Below are 21,977 nucleotides of genomic sequence, written 5' to 3'. Positions count from 1 at the left end.
CGGCGGAACCTGGGTGCTTCACCCTCGATCGCGTTGTACTCGACCTGAGAGAGTGCCGGGTGTACAAGGCCGGGCAGACCATCGTCGAGCCCAGCGTGCCGGCCGGTGCCGCCGCCCGGCTCGTCCGTGATCTCGCGCCGGACGTAGTCCTGGTCACCCACCGTCCTGTGGAAGAGGACCGTGGCGTTGGCACCGCTGCTCGGGGGCGTTCGCCGTGCCGGGAATCAGGGCGAGGCCATCGGCGGCGGCGGTCGCTGCGAGTCCCATGCGACGGAGCTCGTTCATCTCCCGCGACGTTTACCCGGGGGTGACCACGCGCGGGGAAGGGACGGGTGCCGGTCAGCGCGGGATGGTGTCGCGGTGGACGGCCAGCCACGCGTCGAACGACTGCAGCCGCGGGTTGAGCTCGCGCAGCAGCTCGAAATCGATGAGCTCGGCGATGTCGGGGGCGGCCGCGATCAGGTACTGGAGCATGTTGCCGACCTCACCCGCGCCCGGGAACCCCGCGGCCCGGATCATGTCGGGGCTGACCGCCTGGTACGTGACGGGCTCGCCGAGCGCCAGGCTCAGCGCGGCGGCGTACTGCGCGCCGGTGAGCACGGCCCCGGCGACGCTCACCCGCCTGCCGGCCATCCCGTTCCCCTGGCGGAAGATCCCCAGCGCGGTCCTGCCGACGTCCTCCGCGGCCTGCGCGGCCACCCCCGCCTCGCCGAACCCGAGCGGCAGCACCAGCGCGCCCGTCTCGTCACGCCGGGGCGCGAACATGTCCTGGAAAGCCTCGTAGTAGACGTTCGCCTGCAGGAAGGTGGTAGGCACGCCCGACTCCAGGAAGAACCGGTCGGCCTCGGCCTTGCCGTCGGCGTGCGGCACCTTGTACGAGCCCTCGAAGCTCGGCGTCCCGTCGCCCGGCCGGAAGTAGCCGCGGGTGTCGGACAGCGTGGACCAGACGAAATGCCGGACGCCGGCCTCCCGGCCCGCCCGCGCGGCGTTGCCGGCCTGCTCCCGCTCCTTGGTGGTAGCGGGCCGTGCCCGCTCCTCCTCGGGCGTGCGCGGCTCCCAGAAGTTGGTCACCACAAAGGCGCCGTGTGCGCCGTCGAACGCCCTGCGCAGGCTGCCCGCGTCGTCGAGATCGGCCCCCACGACCTCGACCCCCAGAGCGGCCAGCTCCCCGGCCCGCGCCGAACCCGGGTCCCGGGTCAGGGCTCGCGCGGCGAACCGCCCGCCGCGGTCGTCGAGGATCGCGCGGACCAGCCCGCCTCCTTGCGCTCCGGTCGCGCCCACCACGGCGATGATCTGCTGCTCGCTCACAGAAACGGTCCCCTCATGTGTTCAGGTTGATGTATCAACCCGGCCACCATACAGCGCCAGGTTGATACGTCAAGCAACCGGTAGGGTGGGCGTCATGGGATGGGAGCAGGACATCGGCGAGGCCGACCGGATGTGGCGCACGTACATCGAAATGGCCAAGCACCTCGGTTCACACCTGCAGCAGCACCTGCAGCGCGAGTGCGACCTGTCCGCGGCCGACTTCGAGGTCCTGGTCCGGCTCACGGAGTCGGAGCGGCGGGAGATGCCCGTCGCGGAGGTGGCCGCCGCGACCCAGTGGGAGAAGAGCCGCCTGTCCCACCAGCTCACCCGGATGGCGCAGCGCGGACTGGTCGAGCGGGTGGACACCGACGACCGCCGCTATCCCGACGTGCGGCTCACCGACAAGGGCCACGCGGCGATCGACAAGGCCGTTCCCGAGCACACTGAGCTGGTGTACGCCCTGTTCATCGACGTGCTGGGCCCCGAGCGGCTGGCCGGTTTCGCGCAGGCATGCGCCGACGTGCTCCGCGCGCTCGACGAGCACCGGGAGCGGGACTGCTCGTTGTGATCACGCTCCCGCGCCAGGGCATGGCGAGAAACGAAGATGCCGGGCCTTCGCCGAGGCGCGCGTACGGCACTGGCGGGGGCTGTGTCCGCGGCCCGGCGAAGGCGTCCGTCATAGGTCGTGATCTGTTGTGGTGATCGGCAGGCGCGATGCCGCCGGTAGAACGCCGCCGGCGGTCAGCTTGCGACGGCTTTCCAGGTCCAGCTGAGCCCGTAGGACGCGCTCAGCGCCAGCAGACCCGGGCCGACAGTGCCGAGCTTGAGGAAGCGGCCCTGCGCGTCGTACTGGCCCACCGCCGTCAGTTGTGAGGCGTGCCTGTCGGCCGGCGGGGTGCAGAACATGTAGCCGCCGTCATTGGGACGGAATTCGTTCAGCGTGAGCAGGTTGCCGTCGCCGACCGCGGGGTTGGTGGCCGTTGAATTGACATACAGTCCCTTGTGGACCAGGTAGTAGCAGTAATAATCCCCGGTCTTGTCGGCCGATATGGGAATGAATTCTTCTTCGGAATCGTCGCTTTCGGGTTCGAGCGCCACCGGCGTGCCGGGTTCCGGATCGGAGTCCTGCACGGTCATGGCCGATCCCGCGCCGGTGACGATCTCATCGACGTCCAGCGCCTCGTTCTCGGCGTCCTGGAGGAACCAGCGCTGGTCGGGATCGAATTCGTCGGCGAGGTCACGATCCACCAGTTCTTCGCCGTCAGCGCGATCCAGGGCGGTCAACGCCTGGCCGGTGGCCTTGTTCAGCAATATCCAGGTGCCGTCTCCCATGTCGAGCAATCGCCACAGCTGGGAGTCGCCGTCGTCGGAGCCCTGGAGAATCACCGGCGCGTCGGCGAGTCCGGATTCCTGGCCCAGGTAGGTACGCGTGAAGCTGTGCAGTACGCGATAGTGTCCAGGGTCGTCACTGGCGGCCAGGAACCGGAAATTGTGCGCGCTCTGCTCGGACCGGGCGAACGTCTTGGTCTTGAGGCGGCTGCTGCCGGGCCGCGTCCCCGAACCGGAAGGGTAGGGAGAGCGGGTGCTGGAGGCGCTTCTGAGGTTCTGCGTTGTTCGCGGAACGGCCTTCGCCTGCCGCGCCGGTTGGGACGCCGTGCACCGCTGGTCCTCGGTGAGATAGGAGAAGTCGTATTCGACGGGAAGGTGGTCCGACATTTCGAAGTCGGTCATCGGCGTCCCGAACCCGTACCCCCTGTAGAGCGCCGGGGTGACGCCGTTCTGGGTGACGGCGTAGTCGATGGTGCGTCCCGTGACGGGCCGGGTGGGTCCGCTGGAGGGCAGTACGTCGAACTGACGGGAGTCGTCGCCGAGGGCGGTCAACAATCCTGTCTGCCCATAAGCCTCCATATTGAAGTCGCCGAGGACCACCCAGGGCAGCGGTTGCCCGTTCGGGCCGGCGGTCTGCATATGACTCCTGATGTTTCTCAGCATCGTGACGTTGTCCGTGCCGCCTGCTGCGGCCCCGTGCCAGGTGAAGTAGACGACCCCGCAAAAGTTGACGCCGAGCGCGGGACGGGACTTGCCCTCGTGAACGCCGTTCCGGGTCGCTCCGGGGACGACGAATATCTCGTCCCTCTGGACACTTCTCCGCGTCCAGACGGCCAGATTGATCTTCTCCGGGTTGCCGGAACCGGTGTCGACGTTCGTGTTCAGCCAGTAGAGGTAACCTCCGCCGCGGCCTCCACTGGTTCGGCTGAGCCAGATCTCCTCGACGGGAGGCGCGTTCGTGCTGCCGTCGCGCATCCTTTTGACGTAGTCGGCCTGCGCGATCGTGTCTTTGCCCCAATAGTGCCGGTCGGCGGGATAGCCGGTCTCCTGCAGGGCCAGGATGTCGTTCTCCCTGGGAGGACTCTCCCGGGTGTGCAAAGCGGGCAGCGCGGTCGCGTACCTGTCGCCCTGTTGCGGCGAGGACGCGCCGGCCATGTTCCAGGTGGCCGCCTTGATCTCGACGAGCTTCGGGTCGCGTGGGGGAAGCTCGCCGCCGGTGTCGCGGAGGAACAGCGAGTGCCGGTGTCCCACGTCGAGGGCGGCCACTCCGTTGCCCTGGTAGTTCAGGGTCTCCCGTCCGGTCCAGTCCGTGATCGCCTGCCTGTTCTGGCTCAGGGGCAGGAACGCGCGTGGGTCGGAGTCGTCCGATCCGAACTGGAAGGCGGTGCCGGCCTGGGCGCCGTACGGCCTGTACGGCTCGAACGGGCCGCCGGCGGTGGTCTGCTTGCTCAGCGTGTTGTCGTAGAAGACGTTCTGCGGCCCGGAGGAGCCGGCCCACTTGCGTACGAAGACCACGCGGAGCAGACCCATGACCGGTCGATCACACATGGGGACGGAGACGATTTGGCGTTCGTCAGCGCCGCGCCCCGGCTTCTCACGATCGGTCTGCGCGTCCTGCAGGACGTGGGCGAAGCCGAAGACGTGGTGCAGGAGACGTGGCTGCGTTGGGCCCGTGCCGATCGGTCGGTCGTCATCAGCCCGCCGGCGTTCCTCGCGCTGACCACCACGAGGCTCGCCATCAATGTCGCCCAGTCCGCCCGCAGGCGCCGAGAGACCTCCGCCGGCCCCTGGCTCCCCGAGACGGTGGACCTCTCCGCCGGGCCCGAGACGGCAGCCGAACGACGAGAGGCGGTCGACACCGCGATCCGGCTGCTGCTGGAGAGGCTGACACCCGCCGAACGAGCCGTCTATCTCCTGCGCACGGCCTTCGACTACCCCTACCGCCAGATCTCCGAGCTCCTCCACCTTGGCGAAGACCATGCGCGGCAACTCCTGCGACGCGCCCGCAACCACCTCGCCACCGAGCGACGCCACCAGGTGAGCACCACCGCGCACCGGCGCCTCGTACGGACGTTCGTCGCCGCCGCCCAGTCCGGCGACCTCGCCGAGCTGGAAGAAGTGCTCGCCGCCGACATCGCCCGCTGAGTTCGATCGCTGTTGCGGCGATCTGTCACAGATCACGACGCCGTCCGGTCTTTCGGGTGAATCGGACGCCGAAAGAGCGACAGGAGCGTGAGCGTGCCCTCGACCATGACCACCATCCGGATCCGGGTCAGGATGAGCTCACGGCCCGTCGACGAGCCGCATCGCGCGTCGAGCCAGCTCGAGCTCCTCTTCGATCTCACCTTCGTGGTCGCGGTCGCGGCCGTCACGGCGCAGTTCGCGCACGTCATCGCTGAAGGTCATGGCCTGACCGGGCTGGTCCCGTTCCTCCAGGTGTTCTTCGCCATCTGGTGGGCGTGGATGAACTTCACCTGGTTCGCCTCGTCCTACGACACCGACGACGTCCCCTACCGGCTGCTGACCATGGTGCAGATGGCGGGGGTGCTGGTCCTCGCCGTCGGCGTGCCCGCCGCGGCCGGCCACTCCGACTACGGGATCATCACCCTGGGCTACCTCATCATGAGGATCGGGCTCGTCGCCCAATGGCTGAGGGCCGCGTTCGAAGACCCGGCGAGCCGCCGTACGGGGCTCCGCTACGCCGCGGGCATAGGTCTGGTCGAGTTGTGCTGGTTGCTCCGGCTCGCTCTCATGGACGCCGACCTCCTGCCGGCCTCACTCCAGTTGCCGTTCTTCGCCTGCCTGGTCGTCCTGGAGCTGGCGGTGCCGTGGTGGGCGGAGCGGGTAAGGGCAACCACCTGGCACCCGCAGCACATCGCCGAGCGCTACGGCCTGTTCACGATCATTTTGCTGGGCGAGAGTGTCCTGGCCGCGAGCAGAGGGGTTGAAGAGGCGCTCGAAGCGGCTCCCCTCGTCGTCATCGCCGGATCCGGTCTCGTCCTGCTGTTCGCCCTGTGGTGGCTGTACTTCCTGGTCGAGGCAGGGGAGGGGCTCAGCGAGCGGCGTCACCGGTCGTACTGGTGGGGGTACGGCCACTTCGGCGTCTTCGCCGCGCTGGCGGCCCTCGGCGCCGGGCTCGAGGTTGCGGTGGAGCAGAGCGGGCGCCAGGTGGCGGCATCGCCGATGGCGATCGGCTACGCGGTCGCCATCCCGGTCGGGGTGTATCTCATCCTGCTCCGGGCGGTGCATGCGCTGGTCGACGCGGACTCCGTCATCCCCCGCACTGCCGTGGCAGGGTGCGTCGGCGCCGTCGTGTTGTCGCCGCTCGCGGCGCCGTGGATCGGGGTGGCCGCCGTGGTCGCGCTGATCGCGGCCGCCTGCGTCGCGCTGGTCGCCGTCGCCATCTGGGCGGCACGTAGCTGAAGGAGCATCATGTACGCGTCAGAGAACAGAATCGCCACGTCCGTCCTGGTCATCGGGACGGGAGGGGCCGGGCTGCGGGCGGCCGTCGAACTCGCCGAGCGCGGGGTGGATGTCCTCGCGGTCGGCAAACGGCCGAAGGCGGACGCACACACCTCGCTCGCGGCAGGCGGCATCAACGCGGCCCTCGCCACGATGGACCCCGAGGACACCTGGCAGCAGCACGCGGCCGACACTCTCAAGGAGAGTTACCTGCTGGCCAACCCCGAGACGGTGCGCATCGTCACCGAGGGGGCCGCGCGTGGCATCGAGGACCTCGTGCGGTACGGCATGCCGTTCGCACGCGAGCAGGACGGGCGGATCTCCCAGCGCTTCTTCGGCGCCCACACCTTCCGGCGCACCTCGTACGCGGGGGACTACACCGGACTCGAGATCCAGCGCACGCTGATCAACCGGGCGGCCCAGCTCGACGTCCGCGTCCTCGACACGGTGTACATCACGCGGATTCTCGTGCGCGACAACGCGGTCTTCGGCGCGTACGGGTTCGACCTGACCGACGGCAGCCACTACGTCATCCATGCCGATGCGGTGATCCTGGCCGCGGGGGGCCACACCCGGATCTGGCGGCGCACCTCCTCCCGGCGTGATGAGAACACCGGCGACTCCTTCCGCCTGGCCGTCCTGGCCGGCTGCCGCATCCGCGACCCCGAGCTGGTGCAGTTCCACCCCTCTGGTCTCATCGCGCCGGAGAACGCGGCGGGCACGCTCGTCTCCGAGGCGGCGCGGGGCGAGGGCGGGGTCCTGCGCAACCGGCTCGGCGAGCGGTTCATGTCCCGGTATGACCCAGAGCGGATGGAGTTGTCCACGCGCGACCGGGTCGCGCTGGCCGCATACACAGAGATCAAGGAAGGTCGCGGCACCCTGGACGGCGGCGTGTGGCTGGACGTGTCGCATTTGCCGCGCGAGACGATCATGACGCGGCTGCCTCGCGTCTACCAGACGCTCCTGGAACTGCAGATGCTCGACATCACCAAGGAGCCGATCGAGGTCGCGCCGACCGCGCACTACTCGATGGGCGGCGTCTGGGTACGCCCCGAGGACCACGGCACGGGCATCGACGGCCTGTACGCGATCGGGGAGGCGGCCAGCGGCCTGCACGGCGCCAACCGCCTGGGCGGCAACTCCCTCATCGAGCTCCTCGTCTTCGGCCGCATCGTCGGTCAGGCGGCGGCGGAGTATTCCGCGGGTCTCGACGCGCAGCGCCGCTCCGCCGAGGCGCTCGCCGCAGCGCGGGAGGAAGTGGACGAACTCCTGTCCGCCGACGGCCCGGAGAACGTGCGCTCGCTGCAGCGAGCGCTCCGCGACATCATGACGGAGCACGCCGGAGTGGTACGCGACGAGGGCGGCCTGCGAAAAGGCCTTACCGAGCTGGCCGCGGTCGAGGCGCGCATCACCGGGATGGGCGTGCACCCGGACATCGCCGGCTTCCAGGACCTGGCCCACGCCTTCGACCTGAAGTCCGCGGTGCTCGCCGCGCGCGCGACCATCGAAACCGCGATCGAGCGCCGCGAGACCCGTGGCTGCCACAACCGCTCCGACTACCCGGAACTCGACCCCGCACTGCAGGTAAACCTCGTGTGGTCAGGCCCCGGATCGGTGGAGCGGGAGAGCATCCCGCCGATTCCCTCCGAGATCGCGGCCCTCATGCGCGAGGTCTCAACCATGGGAAAGCTCGTCGAATAGCCGGATCTTGTCACAAATGCCGAGGCCGTCCTGTCTTAGCTGGCGATCGGACCACATGGGCGCGGGAGTCGGCGGGCCGGCGGGCTGAGCGGTTCGGGGTCCGGCCAATCCTGATCGAGCCGATGCCGGCCGCCGGCCGACTGTACATCCCTTGGAGGAGACATGAGCACCTCGAACAGTGAGAACGAGTTCCTGTACGAGCTCCACGTCGAGATCGCGGAGGAGCTGATCATCGCCGAGGCCAGCCACGCGGAGGAGGAGGTGGGGCAGCCGGTCACCGAGTGGCTGTACGACCCGACGGACGTCGAGCGCGAGAAGATCGCTCTGCGGGGGCTGCGCGACGCGGTCGAGGTGCTGGAGGACGGCTCGCGGCCGGGTGACGACATTGCCTGAGCCGCGGATCGGCACGCTCGGCAGCCTGCGTGAGCACCTGCAGTGGGCGGTCGAGCTGGAGCACGCGACGCTGCCGCCGTACTTGACGGCGCTGTACTCGCTGGATCCGGAGCGTAACCCGGCGGCTGTGGAGGTGGTGAGCGGTGTCTTCGTGGAGGAGATGCTGCATCTGGCGCTGGCGGCGAACCTGCTCAATGCGGTCGGTGGCACGCCGCGTCTGGACATGCCGGGGATGCTGCCGCCGCACCCGCGCAAGCTGCCCCACGGCGATCTGGAGGTGTCGCTGGTGCCGTTCGGCGCGCAGGCGCTGGAGATGTTCCTGCGCCTGGAACAGCCCGCGCCGCCCGGCGCACCACCGCAGGACGACGATTACGAGACCATCGGGCAGTTCTACGCCGCGATCGAGCAGGGGTTGCGCCACCTGTGCGAAACGCTCGGCGAGAAGGAGGTGTTCTGCGGCGACCCGGCCCGGCAGGTGAGCGGCGCCCACTTCCGCCACACTGCCGGATCGCTGTTCGCCGTCGAGGATCTGGAGTCCGCGCTCAGCGCGCTGAAGGAGATCGTCGAGCAGGGGGAAGGCAACGCCCGCGGCGAGGTCTGGGACGGTGACCAGGACGTCCTCCGCCCCGAGCGGAAAGAGGTCGCCCACTACTACCGCTTTCAGGAGCTCAAGCTCGGCCGCCGTTACCAGCGGGGCGACACCCCGAGAACCGGCCCGACCGGCGAGAAGATCGGCGTCGACCCGGACGGCGTGCTGCCGATGACACCCAACCCGCGGGCCGCCGAGCCGGGCAGTGCCGTACGGGCGGCGCAGGATCTGTTCGACACCACCTACAGCACCCTGCTGAACCTGCTGGAGCAGGCATTCAACGGCGACCCGAAGCGGCTCACGGACGCCACCCGCGCCATGTTCACGCTCAGGGCCCAGGCGCAGGCCCTGATGGCGCTGCCCGGCGGCGCCGGTCCCACGTTCGCCTACGTGCCTCGCGAAGCACGTAGCTCCTCCACGGCGAAAGAAGGCGCAGCATGAACAGGCATATCCTCGAGCCCGCCGCCTGGGAACTGGCGCAGGCCACCTCGAAGCCGCCGTTCCCGTACGAGCTCGGCCCCGAGGGCGCCCGCAAGGTCCTCGACGACCTCCAGGCCGCCCCGATCGCCAAGCCGGACGTGGACGACAAGTGGATCGTCGTCCCCGCCGGGGTCGGCAACGTGCGGGTGCGGATCGTCATGCCCGTCGGCTCGACGGGCATGCTCCCCGTCGTCCTGTACGTGCACGGCGGCGGCTGGGTCATCGGCAACGCGGGCACCCATGACCGGCTCGTGCGCGAGCTCGCGGTCGGCGCGGGTGCGGCCGTCGTCTTCGTCGAGTACGACCGCTCGCCCGAGGCCCGCTACCCGGTGGCCATCGAGCAGGCTTATGCCACCGCCCAGTGGATCGTGAAGTTCGGCGCCGAGGAGGGGCTGGACCCCTCCCGGATGGCCGTCGCGGGCGACTCGGTCGGAGGCAACATGACAGCGGCCCTGACCATCCTGGCCAAGCAGCGCGGTGACGTGCATTTCGTGCACCAGTCCCTGTACTACCCGGTCACCGACGCCGGCCAGGACACCGACAGCTACCGAGAGTTCGCCGACGGGCCATACCTGACGGCCAAGGCGATGGCCTGGTTCTGGGACGCCTACACCACAGATCCCGCTCAGCGCGCCGAGATCACCGCGTCGCCGCTGCGCGCCTCCCTGGACGACCTCGAGGGCCTGCCGCCCGCGTTCGTCATCGTCGATGAGAACGACGTGCTGCGTGACGAGGGCGAGGCCTACGCCCGCAAGCTGATCGCGGCCGGGGTGCCCACCTCCAGCGTCCGCTACAACGGCACGCTGCACGACTTCATGATGCTCAACCCCGTCCGCGCCACCGAGGCCACCAGCGCCGCCATGGCCCAGGCCATCGACGTCCTCAAGACCGCCTTGAAAGCCGGAGACTCTCGGCGAGAATCCGCGCCGGTGTCGTCGACCACGTGGCGATCCCGGTCTACCTCGCGGTGATCCTGCTGGTCGGGGTGGCCGCGCACAGGAGGGTCTCCGGCAGCCTCGACTTCCTGTTCTCAGGGAGTTAGTTGCCCGGCCTGGATCACCGTGCTCGCACCTCGGCGCCGATGAGATCATCGGGATGTCAGCCAACGGCGCCGCGTACGGCATGCCGACCATCATCTACCACTGGATCGACGCGGTCCCCGCGACGTCGTGATGCTGCTGTTCTATACGGATCCAAGGTGCGCAGCGTCCCCAAGTTCATGCGCCGCCGCTTTGGGCCCGGCAGGCACTTGGTGATCGCAATCAGCTTCGCGCTCGCCCAGGCGCTTATCGCGGGGATCAACCTCTTCCTGCTCGCCACGGTGGTCAACGGCCTGCTCGGCTGGCCGCCGTGGGTGGCGCCGCTGCTCGCGGCGGCCATCGTCCCCAGCCGTATCATCTCCGGTGGGCTCGCGGCGGTCATCTACAACGAGGTTCTGCAGTACTCGTCATAGTCGCCGCGCTGCTGCCGCTCACCCTCATCGGGCTGCACCGCGTCGGCGGTGTTCAACGGGCTGATCGACAGGGTGCGGACGGCCGTCGCCGGCGGCGCCGAGCAGCTCGACTCCTGGCCGCGCACCGAGCTGACGGGATTCAGCAGCTCGGTGCTGTGAGTCGTCGGCATCATGTTCGGCCTGGGCTTCGTGCTCTCCTTCGGCGTACTGGACCACGAACTTCGTCGAGGTGCAGCGGGCGATGGCCACCCGTGCGATGACCGCTGGCGCAGTACGCCGATCATCGCGTCCTTCCCGAAGATGTTCATCCCGTTCATCGCGGTCGTCCCCAACATGATCGTAGGAGCGCTGGTGCCCGAGAGTCGAAACTTCGAGCAGATGTTCGGCGGCACCCTGGACGAGATGGCGGTGGCCCTTCGGGGCACCAAGAGCCGACGTGAGGAACCAGAAGTAGGTCACTACGGAACGGCTGTCCAGGGCCACGGCCGTGGGCCGTGCTCGCCACGCAGGCAGGCCAGTCTCAGCAGCACCTCGTCATGCCGCTGGGGATTCTCGCTGGCCACTTGGGCGGCCATGCAGGTCATGCGGAACTCGCGGATGTCCCTGAGCGTCTCGAACCATGGCCACGCGGTGACGTCGTGCTCGTACGTCCCGACGAAGGTGTTGTAGTCGTCGGCGGTGATGCCGGCCAGTGTGAAGGCTTTCACTGCTGTGGAGGTCAGGTCCCACTCGGGCGGGCCGATCGAGCAGCGTTCCAGGTCGAGCAACACCGCTTCGCCGTCGTCGGTGGTCACCACGTTGCCGGTCCATGCGTCGCCGTGCACGATACATCACCGGACACATGAACAAGCCCTTGACCAACGTTTCCGCTGGTCAAGGGCGCTCCGCTGCTGGTCAAACCTGGTGCCCCCGGCAGTGTGCTGGTTCAGGACATAGGAAACCCATGTCGCAGGACATAGGAAACTTCAACAGAGTGTGTCTCGGGACATAGGCAACTGCCGCGGTCAACAGCGTGGGCGGTGTGTCCAAGGCCAGAGTTGTCATCACCGCCGTTGTCGTCGAGGGCCGCTCCCAGGCGGAGGTCGCCCGCGCCTACGGGGTGTCGAAGGGCTGGGTGTCCAAGCTCGTCGCGCGCTACCGGTCCGAGGGCGAGGCGGCGTTCGAGCCCCGATCACGACGACCGCACATCTCACCGAGCGCGATCGACGCCGACACTGTCGAGCTGATCGTCCGGCTCCGCAAGGAACTCGCCGAGCAGGGACTGGACGCCGGCCCGGACACGATCGCCTGGCACCTTGCCCACCATCACGGGCGGACGGTGTCGCGGGCCACGATCAGCCGCTACCTCACTCGCCGCGGCCTGGTCGTGCCCGAGCCCAAGAAGCGGCCCCGCTCGTCCTACATCCGCTTCCAGGCAGCGCTGCCGAACGAGACCTGGCAGGCCGACTTCACCCACTACCGGTTGGCCGACGGCACCGACACCGAGATCCTGTCCTGGCTGGACGACCACTCCCGCTACGCCCTGTCGGTGACCGCGCACGCCCGCGTCACCGGCCCGATCGTGCGCGACACCTTCCGCACCGCTGTCGCCGGCCACGGCGTGCCCGCCTCCACACTGACCGATAACGGGATGGTCTTCACCACCCGGCTGGCCGGTGGTCGCGGCGGCCGCAACGCCCTCGAACACGAGCTACGCCGCCTGCACGTGCGGCAGAAGAACTCCACCCCCCACCACCCCACCACCTGCGGCAAGGTCGAACGCTTCCAGCAGACGATGAAGAACTGGCTACGCGCTCAGCCCGGCCAGCCGGCCACCCTCGCCGACCTGCAAGCGCTGCTCGACCGCTTCTGCGACGCCTACCACCACCACCGCCCGCACCGGTCCCTGCCACACCGCGCCACCCCGGCAGCCGTCTACGCCGCCTCGCCCAAGGCCCTGCCCGACGGCAGCCGCGACGCCGACACCCACGCCCCGCGTCCGCCACGACCCCTCCGGTGTGGTCACCCTGCGCATGAACGGCCGGCTGCACCACATCGGCATCGGACGAACCCACGCCCGAACCCACGTCATCCTCCTGATAGACGACCTGCACGTCCGCGTCGCCAACGCCGTCACCGGAGAACTCCTGCGCGAGCTGATCCTCGACCCCACCCGCGACTACCAACGCCAGGCAAACCCCATCAAGACGAAACCCCCGAACCGTAGGTTCGAGGGTTTCCGATGTCCTGAGACATCACATGGTGCCCCCGGCAGGATTCGAACCTGCGGCACCCGCTTTAGGAGTGCGCGAGTCGTACGGATGACATTCATGCTGTGAGCTGCGTGAACGCTTCACGAGGGACAAGCCACGCGTAAGATCATCCCACGCATATCCCGCACCACTGCCCCTCAGCCTCGTAACCGGGGTCTATCCAGATGACGGCCATAACGCGGCTTCAGCTTCCCTCTGTGGTGTGCGGAAAGCCCTGCGGCGCCGATCGCCCCCAGCCACGTCCCTTACACCTGCCACAGCATGGCGATCGTTGGGCGCTCCCCCGCTCATGACGCACTGGAGATGCCATCTGGCGCCGTGGCGGGTAGGCCGACGTACTGGCTGGGTTGGTGCACCACTCCGATCGCGGATGCCAATATCTGTGTCCCTCCGCTACGTCGATCGGTTGCCGATGCCATCGTGGTCAGCTTCGTGGGCTCGCCCGGGGACGGCTACGACGATGCCCTGGCTGAGAGGACCATCGGGCTGTACAAGGCGGAACTGATCCACCGCCGCGCTCCCTGAAAGGGTAGACGACCTTGAGATCGCCACAACGGAATGGGTCGGTTGGTACAATAGCCAGCGAATTCGCAGCAGGTTTCAATATCTCCCGAACGCTCTATTCGAGGCCCTCTGCCGAGTAGAGAACAGCTCAGCTACTTTCACCCAGCCAGGTAACGCGGCTCCCGACAAAACCGGCGTGGTTCACTGCTCTGCTGCTCAGGCCTATTTTCCAGCCAGTTTCGCACCTGCTGCCAGACAAGTACGACTCTTGCTGGCGGGCTGGGCCTTTCCACTCGACCGCTGGGAGCTATCGGCACCGTTCTGCCGTCATTACGCGTCCAAACCGCACCGCTGAACCTCGCCGCATTCCGCGAGATAGTTGTACAAGGCCCCCGCGATTGCTCGAGCCAGCCCCACAGGTACGGCGTTGCCGATCTGCCGGGCGATCTCGACCTTGGACCCGCACCAGAGAAAATCGTCGGGGAAACCCTGGAGGAGAGCCGCCTCCATGTGCGTGATCGGCCTGTTGGCCTCAGGATGGAGATACCGCCCCTTCTCCGGCTTGTAGAACTCCGTGCGAATGGTCACCGAGGGCTCGTCCCACCGCACGCGGCCCATGACGTCTCCTGCGCCGGTGCGGTGCCTCAGCCAGTTCTCCGTGGACAGTCCGGGCTTGTCGGCGAGGCTGTGACGGTTCCCGCCCGGCGGGATGGCGGCGTAGCGGGCTATCGAGAGCTCTGTCGGGATGCGCCCGATGTGAAGCTCACTGGTCCTGAAGGTTCCGGGCACGAGTTTCCCGAGAAGGTCGATCTCTCGTTTCGGCAGAGTGGTGCTCTCGGTGATCGCGGGTGTCCGGTCGAAGACTGCCCGCGCGGTGAGCCACGTCGGATGATCGGTCTCGAACAGAGCCAGCTCGTCCGTTTCCTTCACCTTGCTCGGGCGTCGATGAGTCGGCTCGGGGTGCGTGAGCCACAGCCGGTTCGGGTGCTTGGCGACGAGGTCGCGATGGACCGCCAGAACGATGACCCGACGGCGGAACTGTGGCACCCCGTAGTCGGCTGCGTTGAGGATGCGGGTTTCGACGCGGTAGTCGCTGAGCTCGCCGCCCTTCTCGGTGGCCTTCTGCAACAGGGTGTACTCGACGGACCGGAGGAACCGATCCACGTTCTCCATGACGAAGACCTTCGGCTGTAAGGCCCTGACGATCTTCACGTACTCCCGCCAGAGACTGTTCCGAGGATCGTCGGGATCTTCCTTGCCCAGCCCTGAGAAGCCCTGGCACGGGGGTCCACCCAGGATGACGTCGACCTGGGACGTCACTGGATCGGGCGTCCAGTCCTTGATGTCCCCGGCGAACGCCTTCGCCTCGGAACCGAAGTTGGCGGCGTAGGTGGACGCTGCCGCCAGGTTGAACTCGACCGCACCGACGGTGCGGTAGGGGGAGGTCTTCGCGCCGTTGACGCGAAACTGATGGAAGCCTTCGGTGAATCCGCCACACCCCGCGAAGAGGTCCATGACTTTGATGGTGTCGGTGGTGCGGCTGGGCATGACCCTCACACTATCCGGAGGAGAGAGGTGTGAATCAAGCTAAATGCTCAGCGGGCGAGGGCCTGGGCGATGTGTCGTCCGACAGCGGTCGAGACAGCAGGCGGCATGGCCTGCGCCACTTGGCGGTAGGCGGCGGTCTTCCGACCCGTCACCTCCCAGTCGGTCGGAAGGTTCTGCAGGAGCTGCACCTGGGCAATGGTCAGCTTGGGCAGGCCGGAGCGGCCGGCTTCGGGCGCCAACACGAACTCGGGGCCGGGCACCTGGTCGCCCAAGCTCCCGCCGTCCACGCCCAAGGCCTGCCAGGAGCGTTTCGACCTGGTGGGGCCCAGATCCGCGCCGCCGTGCTTCTTCGATCCACCGACAATCGTCGGAGCGACCTGATTCGCGATACGGGCCCACTCGTCCGCTCCTGACCATCCTCGGCTTGCCATGGACTCACGGAGAGCCTCGCCCAGCGTGGGGGCGTGGCGATTCCCCACGGGCCAAGAAAACCGTTCGAAGTCGTCGGGACGCATGGCGATGATGATTCCACTCCGCCGGGTCTGAGGGACACCGAAATGTTGCGCATCCAGAACTGATGACGTCCAGCAATAGCCCATGTGTTCCAACTCATTGCTCACGAAGCGTCGGACGGCCTCGAATTTTGAATTCGTCAGCAGGTTGGGTGTGCTCTCCAGCATGACGACCCGTGGCCGTACGTCCATGACAAGGAAGATCACGGTACGGAGCAGGTCGCGACGGTCGGAGATCCCGTGCTGTCGGCCCGCTGTGGCGAACGGTGCGCTCGGCACTCCTGCGGACAGGAGATCCACGTCGGCCACCCCGCCGTGCTCCGTCCCCACGAAATCGTTGAGATCGGCCTGCAGCACCCGCCAGTCCGGTCGGTTGGCACGCAGGGTCGCACACGTCTGAGGGTCGTCGTCAACGAGCATGACGGGGTCGAATCCGGCGCGCTCGAGCCCCAATGCCTGGCCGCCGACGCCTGCGCAGACCTCCAGGCTGGTGAAACGTGAATTCATTACGGCTCTCCCGTGATGCGACACGAAAAGTATTCTTCTCGATTTACCATGGACCATAAAGGCCTGCGCGCTCTTCAGGGCGGGCTCTCAAGCCAAACTTGTTTTCGAATACTCTTCACGGTGCAGTACGCGGTTCGTGCTGGTAGGCCCCTAATGGGTAGGATCCCGACATCAATCAGGTGGTCGAGTCGCGGTTCCGGCATCGACGGCGGAGGGCATAGTGCGAAGCGGAGTGTCGCTGGCTGACAGATACCGACTTGAGGAGAAGCTCGGCGCGGGCGGTATGGGTGAGGTCTGGAAGGCCTTCGACACTCTTCTCGCACGACCCGTCGCGGTGAAGATCGTGCTCAGTCACATGGCGGAGGACCAGTCCAACATCGACCGGCTGCTGGCCGAGGCAAAGATCGTCGCTCCTCTCCAGCACGCCGGCATCGTCGTGGTCTTCGACGTGGGCGAGCACGAGGGGCGGATGTTCTTCGTCATGGAGCTGCTCAACGGCAAAAACCTGGCTCAGGTCATGGCATCCCACCGCCGGCAGGGGCTCTCGTACGACCGGGCTGCGCTACTCGGTGAACGAACGGCCGACGCTCTCGCAGTCGCCCATGAGCGGAACATCATCCATCGAGACATCAAGCCCGCCAACATCGTCGTCCTGCCCGGCGATCGGCCCAAGATCTGCGACTTCGGAGTGGCGAGGGTCATCCAGTCGGCGCAACAGCAGGTGACCTCGGGAATCGGCACCGCTGCGTACATGGCTCCTGAGCAGTTCGAGGGGCATGTGGACGCCCGCTCCGATCTCTACGCCCTCGGATGCGTGATGTACGAGATGACCACCGGCGAACAACCGTTCCTGGGCGACTCCGCCCAGCTCATGTACAAACACATGACGCAAATGCCTACAGCTCCAAGCCTGATTCGGCCCACGTTGCCCTCTGCCATCGAGGACTTGATCTTTGAGCTGATGGCCAAGGACCCCGCCGAGCGGCCACAGCACGCCGGGGAGGTCAGTGAACGACTGCGCGCGTTCCGCGGCCTGCGGGCAAGTGAGCGGAAGAATTCGACCGACGACCGGCCGGCTCCACTTCCCACTGTCATGGCGACGCCGCCCAAGGCAACGGATTCACGGTCCAGCGCCAGGCTTCCCGACCTCCTCCGGCGGCTTGACAGCATTGGTCCACTGACAGTTCCCCTCGGACAGGACCACCAGGGCGCAATGGTGGTCCTGGATCTTCAGGAGTCAACTCACTTCCTCATCGGGGGTTCCATCGGAACTCACGAGTCCGATCCCGTTCGGGCGGTCGTGGCTACCATGCTCGCTCGCACGCCCTCGACTCAGGTTCGCCTTGCCCTCATCGACTCTCACGCTGGCGAACTCTCCCGGTTCGCGGAGGCTCCTCATGTGCTGCCGATCGCGGGACCGAAGGTCCTGCAGTGGGCGACGAGCGAGCTGGAGCGCCGCTACGCGGCTCTCCGGCAGGCGAAGTGCCGCCACGTCCACCAGCTCAACGAGAAGATGCAGAGCGGAGTCGTGCCGCCCTCGACAGGCTCCCTCGACGGAGCCGACGACGTCTCCTACCCGGTCATCGTGGTCCTCGTCAACGAGTTGGCTGAAGTCCTTCGCGCGGAAGGGGCGGCAGCGGAAGCCGTGATCGTCTCACTCGCGAAGGTCGGCCGTGCTGCCGGCATCCATCTGGTTCTGCGCACCACTCGACCTACGGAGCAGGTGGTCACGCCGCATATCAGGTCTTACGTACCCGCGCGGCTGGGGTTGGCAGTCCCCTCGCACGACATGAGCCTTCGCATGCTCGACGGATCGGGTGCGGAATCTCTCAGGCTGGGCGAGGGACTGTTCAAGGCGACGGCGGCGTCGAGGCCACGGAAGCTTGATGTCGGTGTCGTTTCCGACACCGACATCAAGACGGTCCTCGACGGGCTGTCGACAGGTTTGTGACTCAGGCGAGGAAGGGACTCGGTTCGCCGTGCCAGGAGACCGTCAGCCTTTCCCTGGCCCTGGTGCAGGCTACGAAGAGCAGGCAACGCTCTCGTTGCAGATCAGCCCGATGAGTCACGGCGTCCTCTGTCAACGGAGTGACGGCACCGGGAAGAGGAAGAAGATTGGAGCCCGCTCCGATGACCGCCACGCAGCGGAACTCCAACCCCTTCATCCTGTGCATCGTCATGGTCCGGACTCGACCTTCGCCGCCGGTCCGATCCCGACTCAGGTGCTCCACCGGGAGGCCCGCCCTTTCCAAGGCTGCAGCCGCGTCCTGCGCCAGCGGAGCCGATCGGGCCGCGACTCCGATCTCTTCGGGCAGTACGCCCGCATCGAGCCACTCCCGCACCGTCTCCACCAGACGGTTCAGCTCGGCGTTGCGGGTGGCGGCGCCGTAGGAAACCGGCTCGGGGCCGTGCACCTCAGAACGACATCCGGTGAGTGAGGCAGGATCCCCGGTCAGATCCTCGATCCGCTCGCCGGACAGCATCGCGCAACTCCATGTGAGGATCTCGGCGGTGGTTCGGTAGTTGACGGTGAGACGCGTCGACCGCCCGGCGACATGGATGCCCAGGGAGCCGAGAGACACCCGGCTGTCGTAGATCCGCTGGTGAGTGTCTCCAGCGATGAACAGGTCATCAGGCCCCTCCGCGACGGCGGCCCGCAACATTCGCCACCGGACCGGATGGAGATCCTGGGCCTCGTCCACCACCACGTGGTCGTACGGCTTGCTCTCACTGGCATCCAGCAGCTTCGCCGCAGCGGCGCAGATGGTCTCGTACGTGTGCAGGTTGTCCGCACGCAGCTGCTCCTCGAACTCGGAGATCGCGCGCCAGATCTGGGCACGCTGTACGCCCCCCAGGCGCCGCCCTCGCCCCGTCCTACGAGCGGACAGGTAGGCGTCGGCATGGGTCACGTTCTGGGCGAGAACGATTTGGCGCCACTCCTCCGCCAGGAAGGTCTCGCCGAAAGCGGATGCTCGGCGCCGAACGACTCGGCGCCACATTTCCCGCTCCTCGTCTCTCCCCAACAGGCCGACACGTATGTCGTGACGTTCGAGGACTCGGCGTGCGACCTGATCCACGGTCAAGACGTGGATGCGGGACAGAACCTCGTCGTCGTTCTCCAGCAGTCGGAGTGACTCCTCCAACGACCGGGCGAGTGTGGAGGTGAACGTGGTGAGCAGGACCCGCCCGCCCCTGGACGCGAGATGCCTGGCCCGATGCAGAGCTACGACCGTCTTGCCCGTACCCGGCCCGCCCAGGACCTGGGCGGGACCGGAGTAGGAACGCAAGGCCGCCTCCCTCTGGAGCGGATGCAGATAGACCCGCCAACGGGCGAAGGGCTTCGAGAACAGCTCGATCAGCTCCTCGGGTCCTTCGACCAGAGCGATCCGGTCAGGAGTGCGCGATACCGCCGCCGAGATATCCTCGGGATCGAAGAGCTCGGGCTTGACGGAGCCGACGACCTCGTTCCAGACCTCTTCGACGGTCATGCCGGAGGCAAGCCCGAGCAGCACGTCGTACTGGCCACGCGGCAGGGTGCCGGCCAGTGTCTCGAGCAGCTCGACATCCGTCACCATCCGGGCGAAGCGCAGGATCTGATCGTCTATGCCGAGACGGGCGAGGTCGCTGTCGGAGACGTGGCCGAAGAGCGGCCTGGCGGTACTGGGCCTGCCCCGAGTCAGGTTCGCGATGGCCGTGTCGATGGTCTCCTCGTCGCGAATCTCGATGTGCCCCGTGGCGGCATTCACCGACAGTCGACGGTTGTGAGCCCAGGCGTACGCTTCGTCGTGGGTGTCGACCCGCAGCAGTGTGTGTTGATCACCGGAGTCGGGGGCCAGTACGATGCCGCGGTACTTCAGATCGATGCGGATGCTCTTCAGCCGGCTGTCACGAGCGTTGATCTTTTCGAGGCGAGCGCCCGCATTGGCGGTGTGCTCGAACCTGAGGATGGTGTCGACCACCTTTTGCTGGACGGAGCGCTCCAGGCGGACGAAATCCTGGAGGAAGTCACGATGGATGCCTAGTCTCGTCACTTCCACCCCTTCTGCTCCCGGCCTCCTAAGGCCGGGAGCGATCACATGATCAAGGTACTTACTGGCTGCTTTGGAAGAAACCCGTCTGTGGATCGTCCGGAGTACCGACGAGCACGGCCCTGTCCAGGAAGACGTTGTTGGTCTCGCAACTCGTCTCTGGAAGGAGCACGCATGCGTAGCAGGCGGCGAGATTGAGGCTGTCCACGCCGGAGGCTTCGGATTCCATGCAGGGCGGGTCCTGTGAGCACCAGGACGCGCGGGAGAGCGCCGAGGCGAGAGACGTCCGCAGTCTGCGGTGCTCGCCTTGGGCCACGATGCCGCCCAGGCTGCCCGCCGAGTCACTGGTCGCGGTGTAGATCAGCACGCCTGCCATGTCGTCGGACACGTACAGGCGCTCGCGCAAGGACGCGGCCGGATATCCGGAGTCGAGACTCCATTCATTGATCAGGATGTGTGCCAGCGTATGCAGCAGGAGGTAGCGAGGGCTGACCGGAGACCGCACCTGGTCCAGCGGCCGGTCGCCTCTCGCGCGACGGCGAAGCAGAACCTCGTGCCTCTCCTTGATCAGTCCGGCGCGCTGAACCGGACCCGGGCACCTCTCCCACTGCCTGAGCAGATGCTGGTCAAGTGTGAAGAAGACGCCTTCTCCGCTCACCTCGATCGCCGGCAACCAGTCGATGTCGCCCGTGAAGAGCGCTGCCTTCCGGGTGTCGCCTCCTGCCGGATCCGGCATTTCCACCCGGGTGAAGGACTGCATGGCACGAACCTCGCGCAGGCGCTTCACCAACATCACACGCTGGATACCGGGAGGCGGTGGGACGTCGCGGTCTCGTTCGGGCGGAACACATTCGAAGTCGTCCCCGCGATCGGCGTTCGCCGTACCGTCGAACAGCTTCTGGTACTCCTCCTTCCTGAGCTCGTTGGCCGGCTCGAATCCCGCCTCGGCGTCCGAATCCGGTCGAGCGCTGGATTCCAGAGTCCGGCGGTCGTAGATCGCGTCGAGCACTTCCTTCGCCGTGAAGCGGCTGTTCTTCAGCATGCCGGTGTTCTTGATCAGGTTCAGGACCGCGTGTTCTGGAACACCGTCGTTGATGGCACCGTTGAGGGCCGCGTAGTGCTCGTTCAGTCGTTGCTGGAGCGAGTCGGACCAGGGCGGGATCGACAGGGCCGACCGGTTGATCGGGAACCAGGCGGCCGACGAACCACGCTGGAGCGTGCGTGGTGCGGCGGGACAGCCGTTCTGTTCGGTGCCAAGTCCGAGCCAAGGCCGCCGCCCGCTGCACCTGATGCCCAGCGCCTCCATGGCGCTACGACCGAAGGCACCCTGCAGCGAGGCCTCCTTGCCGCACGAACACCGCACGACGACAGACCGCAGCGAAGCCGTGCGGCCGGTGCTGTGCAGAGTGAGACGGTGCTCCTTGGCGGCGTCCGGCGCGGTCTTCTTGTGTACCCACTCGAAATAGGGGAACTCGTCGAGGTGCCCCTGCTCACAAGCCACCACGAATCTGGAGGGGATCAACGGCTTCTCGCACGCCCCGCAGATGCTCTTGCCCTCGGGAGAGTTGAACCTCCTGAACTGTTGCAACACCTGGCACGTTCCGCAGGAGTACATGGTGGGGAACATGCGTACCTTGACGCCGTTGCCTGAGGTGGGGACGTCGGCGGGCGGAAGCTGGAAGTGGGTGACGCCCAGCCAGTGCTGGAGCCGAGGCTCGTAGAGCGCACCGCCCCAGCGGGAGTTGTCCTTCCAGGTGTCGAGCCCGCTGACGATGTACGACTTGTCCTCCATCGCGATCAAGGAACCGACCCCGTACGTGGTGATCAGCTGCGCGCGTCGTACGGCGCCGATGGGCGACTTCTTGATCTCCTTCTCACGCGCGCTCGTGCGCTTGTTGCGCAGGGCCATGT

The 21,977-nt window shown here is 67.1% G+C and carries 17 protein-coding genes; 10 read left to right on the top strand and 7 right to left on the bottom strand.

Going from position 1 to position 21,977, the window contains the following annotated elements; all coding sequences use genetic code 11:
• Positions 1–339: 339 nt before the first annotated feature.
• On the bottom strand, positions 340–1,308 hold the full coding sequence (locus FHU36_RS08790) for an NmrA/HSCARG family protein (RefSeq protein WP_185083244.1): 969 nt from the start codon (positions 1,306–1,308) through the stop codon (positions 340–342).
• Positions 1,309–1,402: 94 nt separating this feature from the next.
• Between FHU36_RS08790 and FHU36_RS08785 the strand changes: the two genes are divergently transcribed.
• Complete coding sequence (locus tag FHU36_RS08785) at positions 1,403–1,876, top strand: MarR family winged helix-turn-helix transcriptional regulator (RefSeq protein ID WP_185083243.1); 474 nt, start codon at positions 1,403–1,405, stop codon at positions 1,874–1,876.
• A 173-nt stretch (positions 1,877–2,049) separates the two neighbouring features.
• Here the strand turns inward: FHU36_RS08785 and FHU36_RS08780 are convergent, their stop codons facing one another.
• Entirely contained in the window at positions 2,050–4,167 is a 2,118-nt protein-coding gene (locus FHU36_RS08780) for an RICIN domain-containing protein (protein WP_246502002.1), read from the bottom strand.
• Positions 4,168–4,200: 33 nt separating this feature from the next.
• On the opposite strand from FHU36_RS08780, the gene FHU36_RS08775 reads away from it, so the two are divergent.
• The 7 genes from FHU36_RS08775 (at position 4,201) to FHU36_RS08745 (ending at position 10,715) form a co-directional block, all read left to right on the top strand.
• Positions 4,201–4,782, top strand: a complete 582-nt coding sequence (locus FHU36_RS08775) for a sigma-70 family RNA polymerase sigma factor (RefSeq protein ID WP_246502001.1) — start codon at positions 4,201–4,203, stop codon at positions 4,780–4,782.
• An 87-nt stretch (positions 4,783–4,869) separates the two neighbouring features.
• Positions 4,870–6,060 carry a low temperature requirement protein A gene (locus FHU36_RS08770; protein ID WP_312891499.1) on the top strand — a complete coding sequence of 397 codons (1,191 nt, stop codon included), beginning with the start codon at positions 4,870–4,872 and terminating at the stop codon, positions 6,058–6,060.
• A 9-nt stretch (positions 6,061–6,069) separates the two neighbouring features.
• Positions 6,070–7,800, top strand: a complete 1,731-nt coding sequence (locus FHU36_RS08765) for an L-aspartate oxidase (protein ID WP_185083241.1) — start codon at positions 6,070–6,072, stop codon at positions 7,798–7,800.
• Between the two features lie 162 nt (positions 7,801–7,962).
• Positions 7,963–8,193 (top strand): hypothetical protein, encoded by a 231-nt coding sequence (locus FHU36_RS08760; protein ID WP_185083240.1) that lies wholly within the window; start codon positions 7,963–7,965, stop codon positions 8,191–8,193.
• Positions 8,177–9,223 carry a ferritin-like domain-containing protein gene (locus tag FHU36_RS08755; protein WP_185083239.1) on the top strand — a complete coding sequence of 349 codons (1,047 nt, stop codon included), beginning with the start codon at positions 8,177–8,179 and terminating at the stop codon, positions 9,221–9,223. The genes FHU36_RS08760 and FHU36_RS08755 overlap by 17 nt, the downstream gene beginning before the upstream one ends.
• Positions 9,220–10,233, top strand: a complete 1,014-nt coding sequence (locus FHU36_RS08750; RefSeq protein ID WP_185083238.1) for an alpha/beta hydrolase — start codon at positions 9,220–9,222, stop codon at positions 10,231–10,233. The genes FHU36_RS08755 and FHU36_RS08750 overlap by 4 nt, the downstream gene beginning before the upstream one ends.
• A 227-nt stretch (positions 10,234–10,460) precedes the next feature.
• Positions 10,461–10,715, top strand: coding sequence for a hypothetical protein (locus FHU36_RS08745; protein WP_185083237.1), 255 nt, complete (start codon positions 10,461–10,463; stop codon positions 10,713–10,715).
• Between the two features lie 458 nt (positions 10,716–11,173).
• On the opposite strand, the gene FHU36_RS08740 is transcribed toward FHU36_RS08745, so the two are convergent.
• The gene (locus tag FHU36_RS08740; RefSeq protein WP_312891498.1) at positions 11,174–11,539 is read right to left on the bottom strand and encodes a phosphotransferase family protein; all 366 of its coding nucleotides are present in this window, start codon (positions 11,537–11,539) and stop codon (positions 11,174–11,176) included.
• Positions 11,540–11,736: 197 nt separating this feature from the next.
• On the opposite strand from FHU36_RS08740, the gene FHU36_RS08735 reads away from it, so the two are divergent.
• The gene (locus tag FHU36_RS08735; protein ID WP_185083236.1) at positions 11,737–12,921 is read left to right on the top strand and encodes an IS481 family transposase; all 1,185 of its coding nucleotides are present in this window, start codon (positions 11,737–11,739) and stop codon (positions 12,919–12,921) included.
• A gap of 880 nt (positions 12,922–13,801) precedes the next feature.
• On the opposite strand, the gene FHU36_RS08725 is transcribed toward FHU36_RS08735, so the two are convergent.
• Both FHU36_RS08725 and FHU36_RS08720 read right to left on the bottom strand, forming a co-directional pair.
• The gene (locus tag FHU36_RS08725) at positions 13,802–15,019 is read right to left on the bottom strand and encodes a DNA cytosine methyltransferase (RefSeq protein ID WP_221495810.1); all 1,218 of its coding nucleotides are present in this window, start codon (positions 15,017–15,019) and stop codon (positions 13,802–13,804) included.
• Between the two features lie 47 nt (positions 15,020–15,066).
• The gene (locus tag FHU36_RS08720; RefSeq protein WP_185083235.1) at positions 15,067–16,038 is read right to left on the bottom strand and encodes a DNA cytosine methyltransferase; all 972 of its coding nucleotides are present in this window, start codon (positions 16,036–16,038) and stop codon (positions 15,067–15,069) included.
• Positions 16,039–16,270: 232 nt separating this feature from the next.
• Between FHU36_RS08720 and FHU36_RS08715 the strand changes: the two genes are divergently transcribed.
• Positions 16,271–17,989, top strand: coding sequence for a serine/threonine-protein kinase (locus FHU36_RS08715; protein ID WP_185083234.1), 1,719 nt, complete (start codon positions 16,271–16,273; stop codon positions 17,987–17,989).
• A gap of 1 nt (position 17,990) precedes the next feature.
• On the opposite strand, the gene FHU36_RS08710 is transcribed toward FHU36_RS08715, so the two are convergent.
• On the bottom strand, positions 17,991–20,069 hold the full coding sequence (locus tag FHU36_RS08710) for a UvrD-helicase domain-containing protein (RefSeq protein ID WP_185084696.1): 2,079 nt from the start codon (positions 20,067–20,069) through the stop codon (positions 17,991–17,993).
• Between the two features lie 58 nt (positions 20,070–20,127).
• On the bottom strand, positions 20,128–21,975 hold the full coding sequence (gene drmB / locus FHU36_RS08705; protein ID WP_185083233.1) for an MrfA Zn-binding domain-containing protein: 1,848 nt from the start codon (positions 21,973–21,975) through the stop codon (positions 20,128–20,130).
• Positions 21,976–21,977: the final 2 nt, after the last annotated feature.

This window comes from Nonomuraea muscovyensis, from assembly GCF_014207745.1.
In the GTDB taxonomy this organism is placed as follows: Bacteria; Actinomycetota; Actinomycetes; order Streptosporangiales; family Streptosporangiaceae; genus Nonomuraea; species Nonomuraea muscovyensis.
Note: the sequence above shows the minus strand (reverse complement) of the source record. Positions and strands in the feature narration are given on the sequence as shown.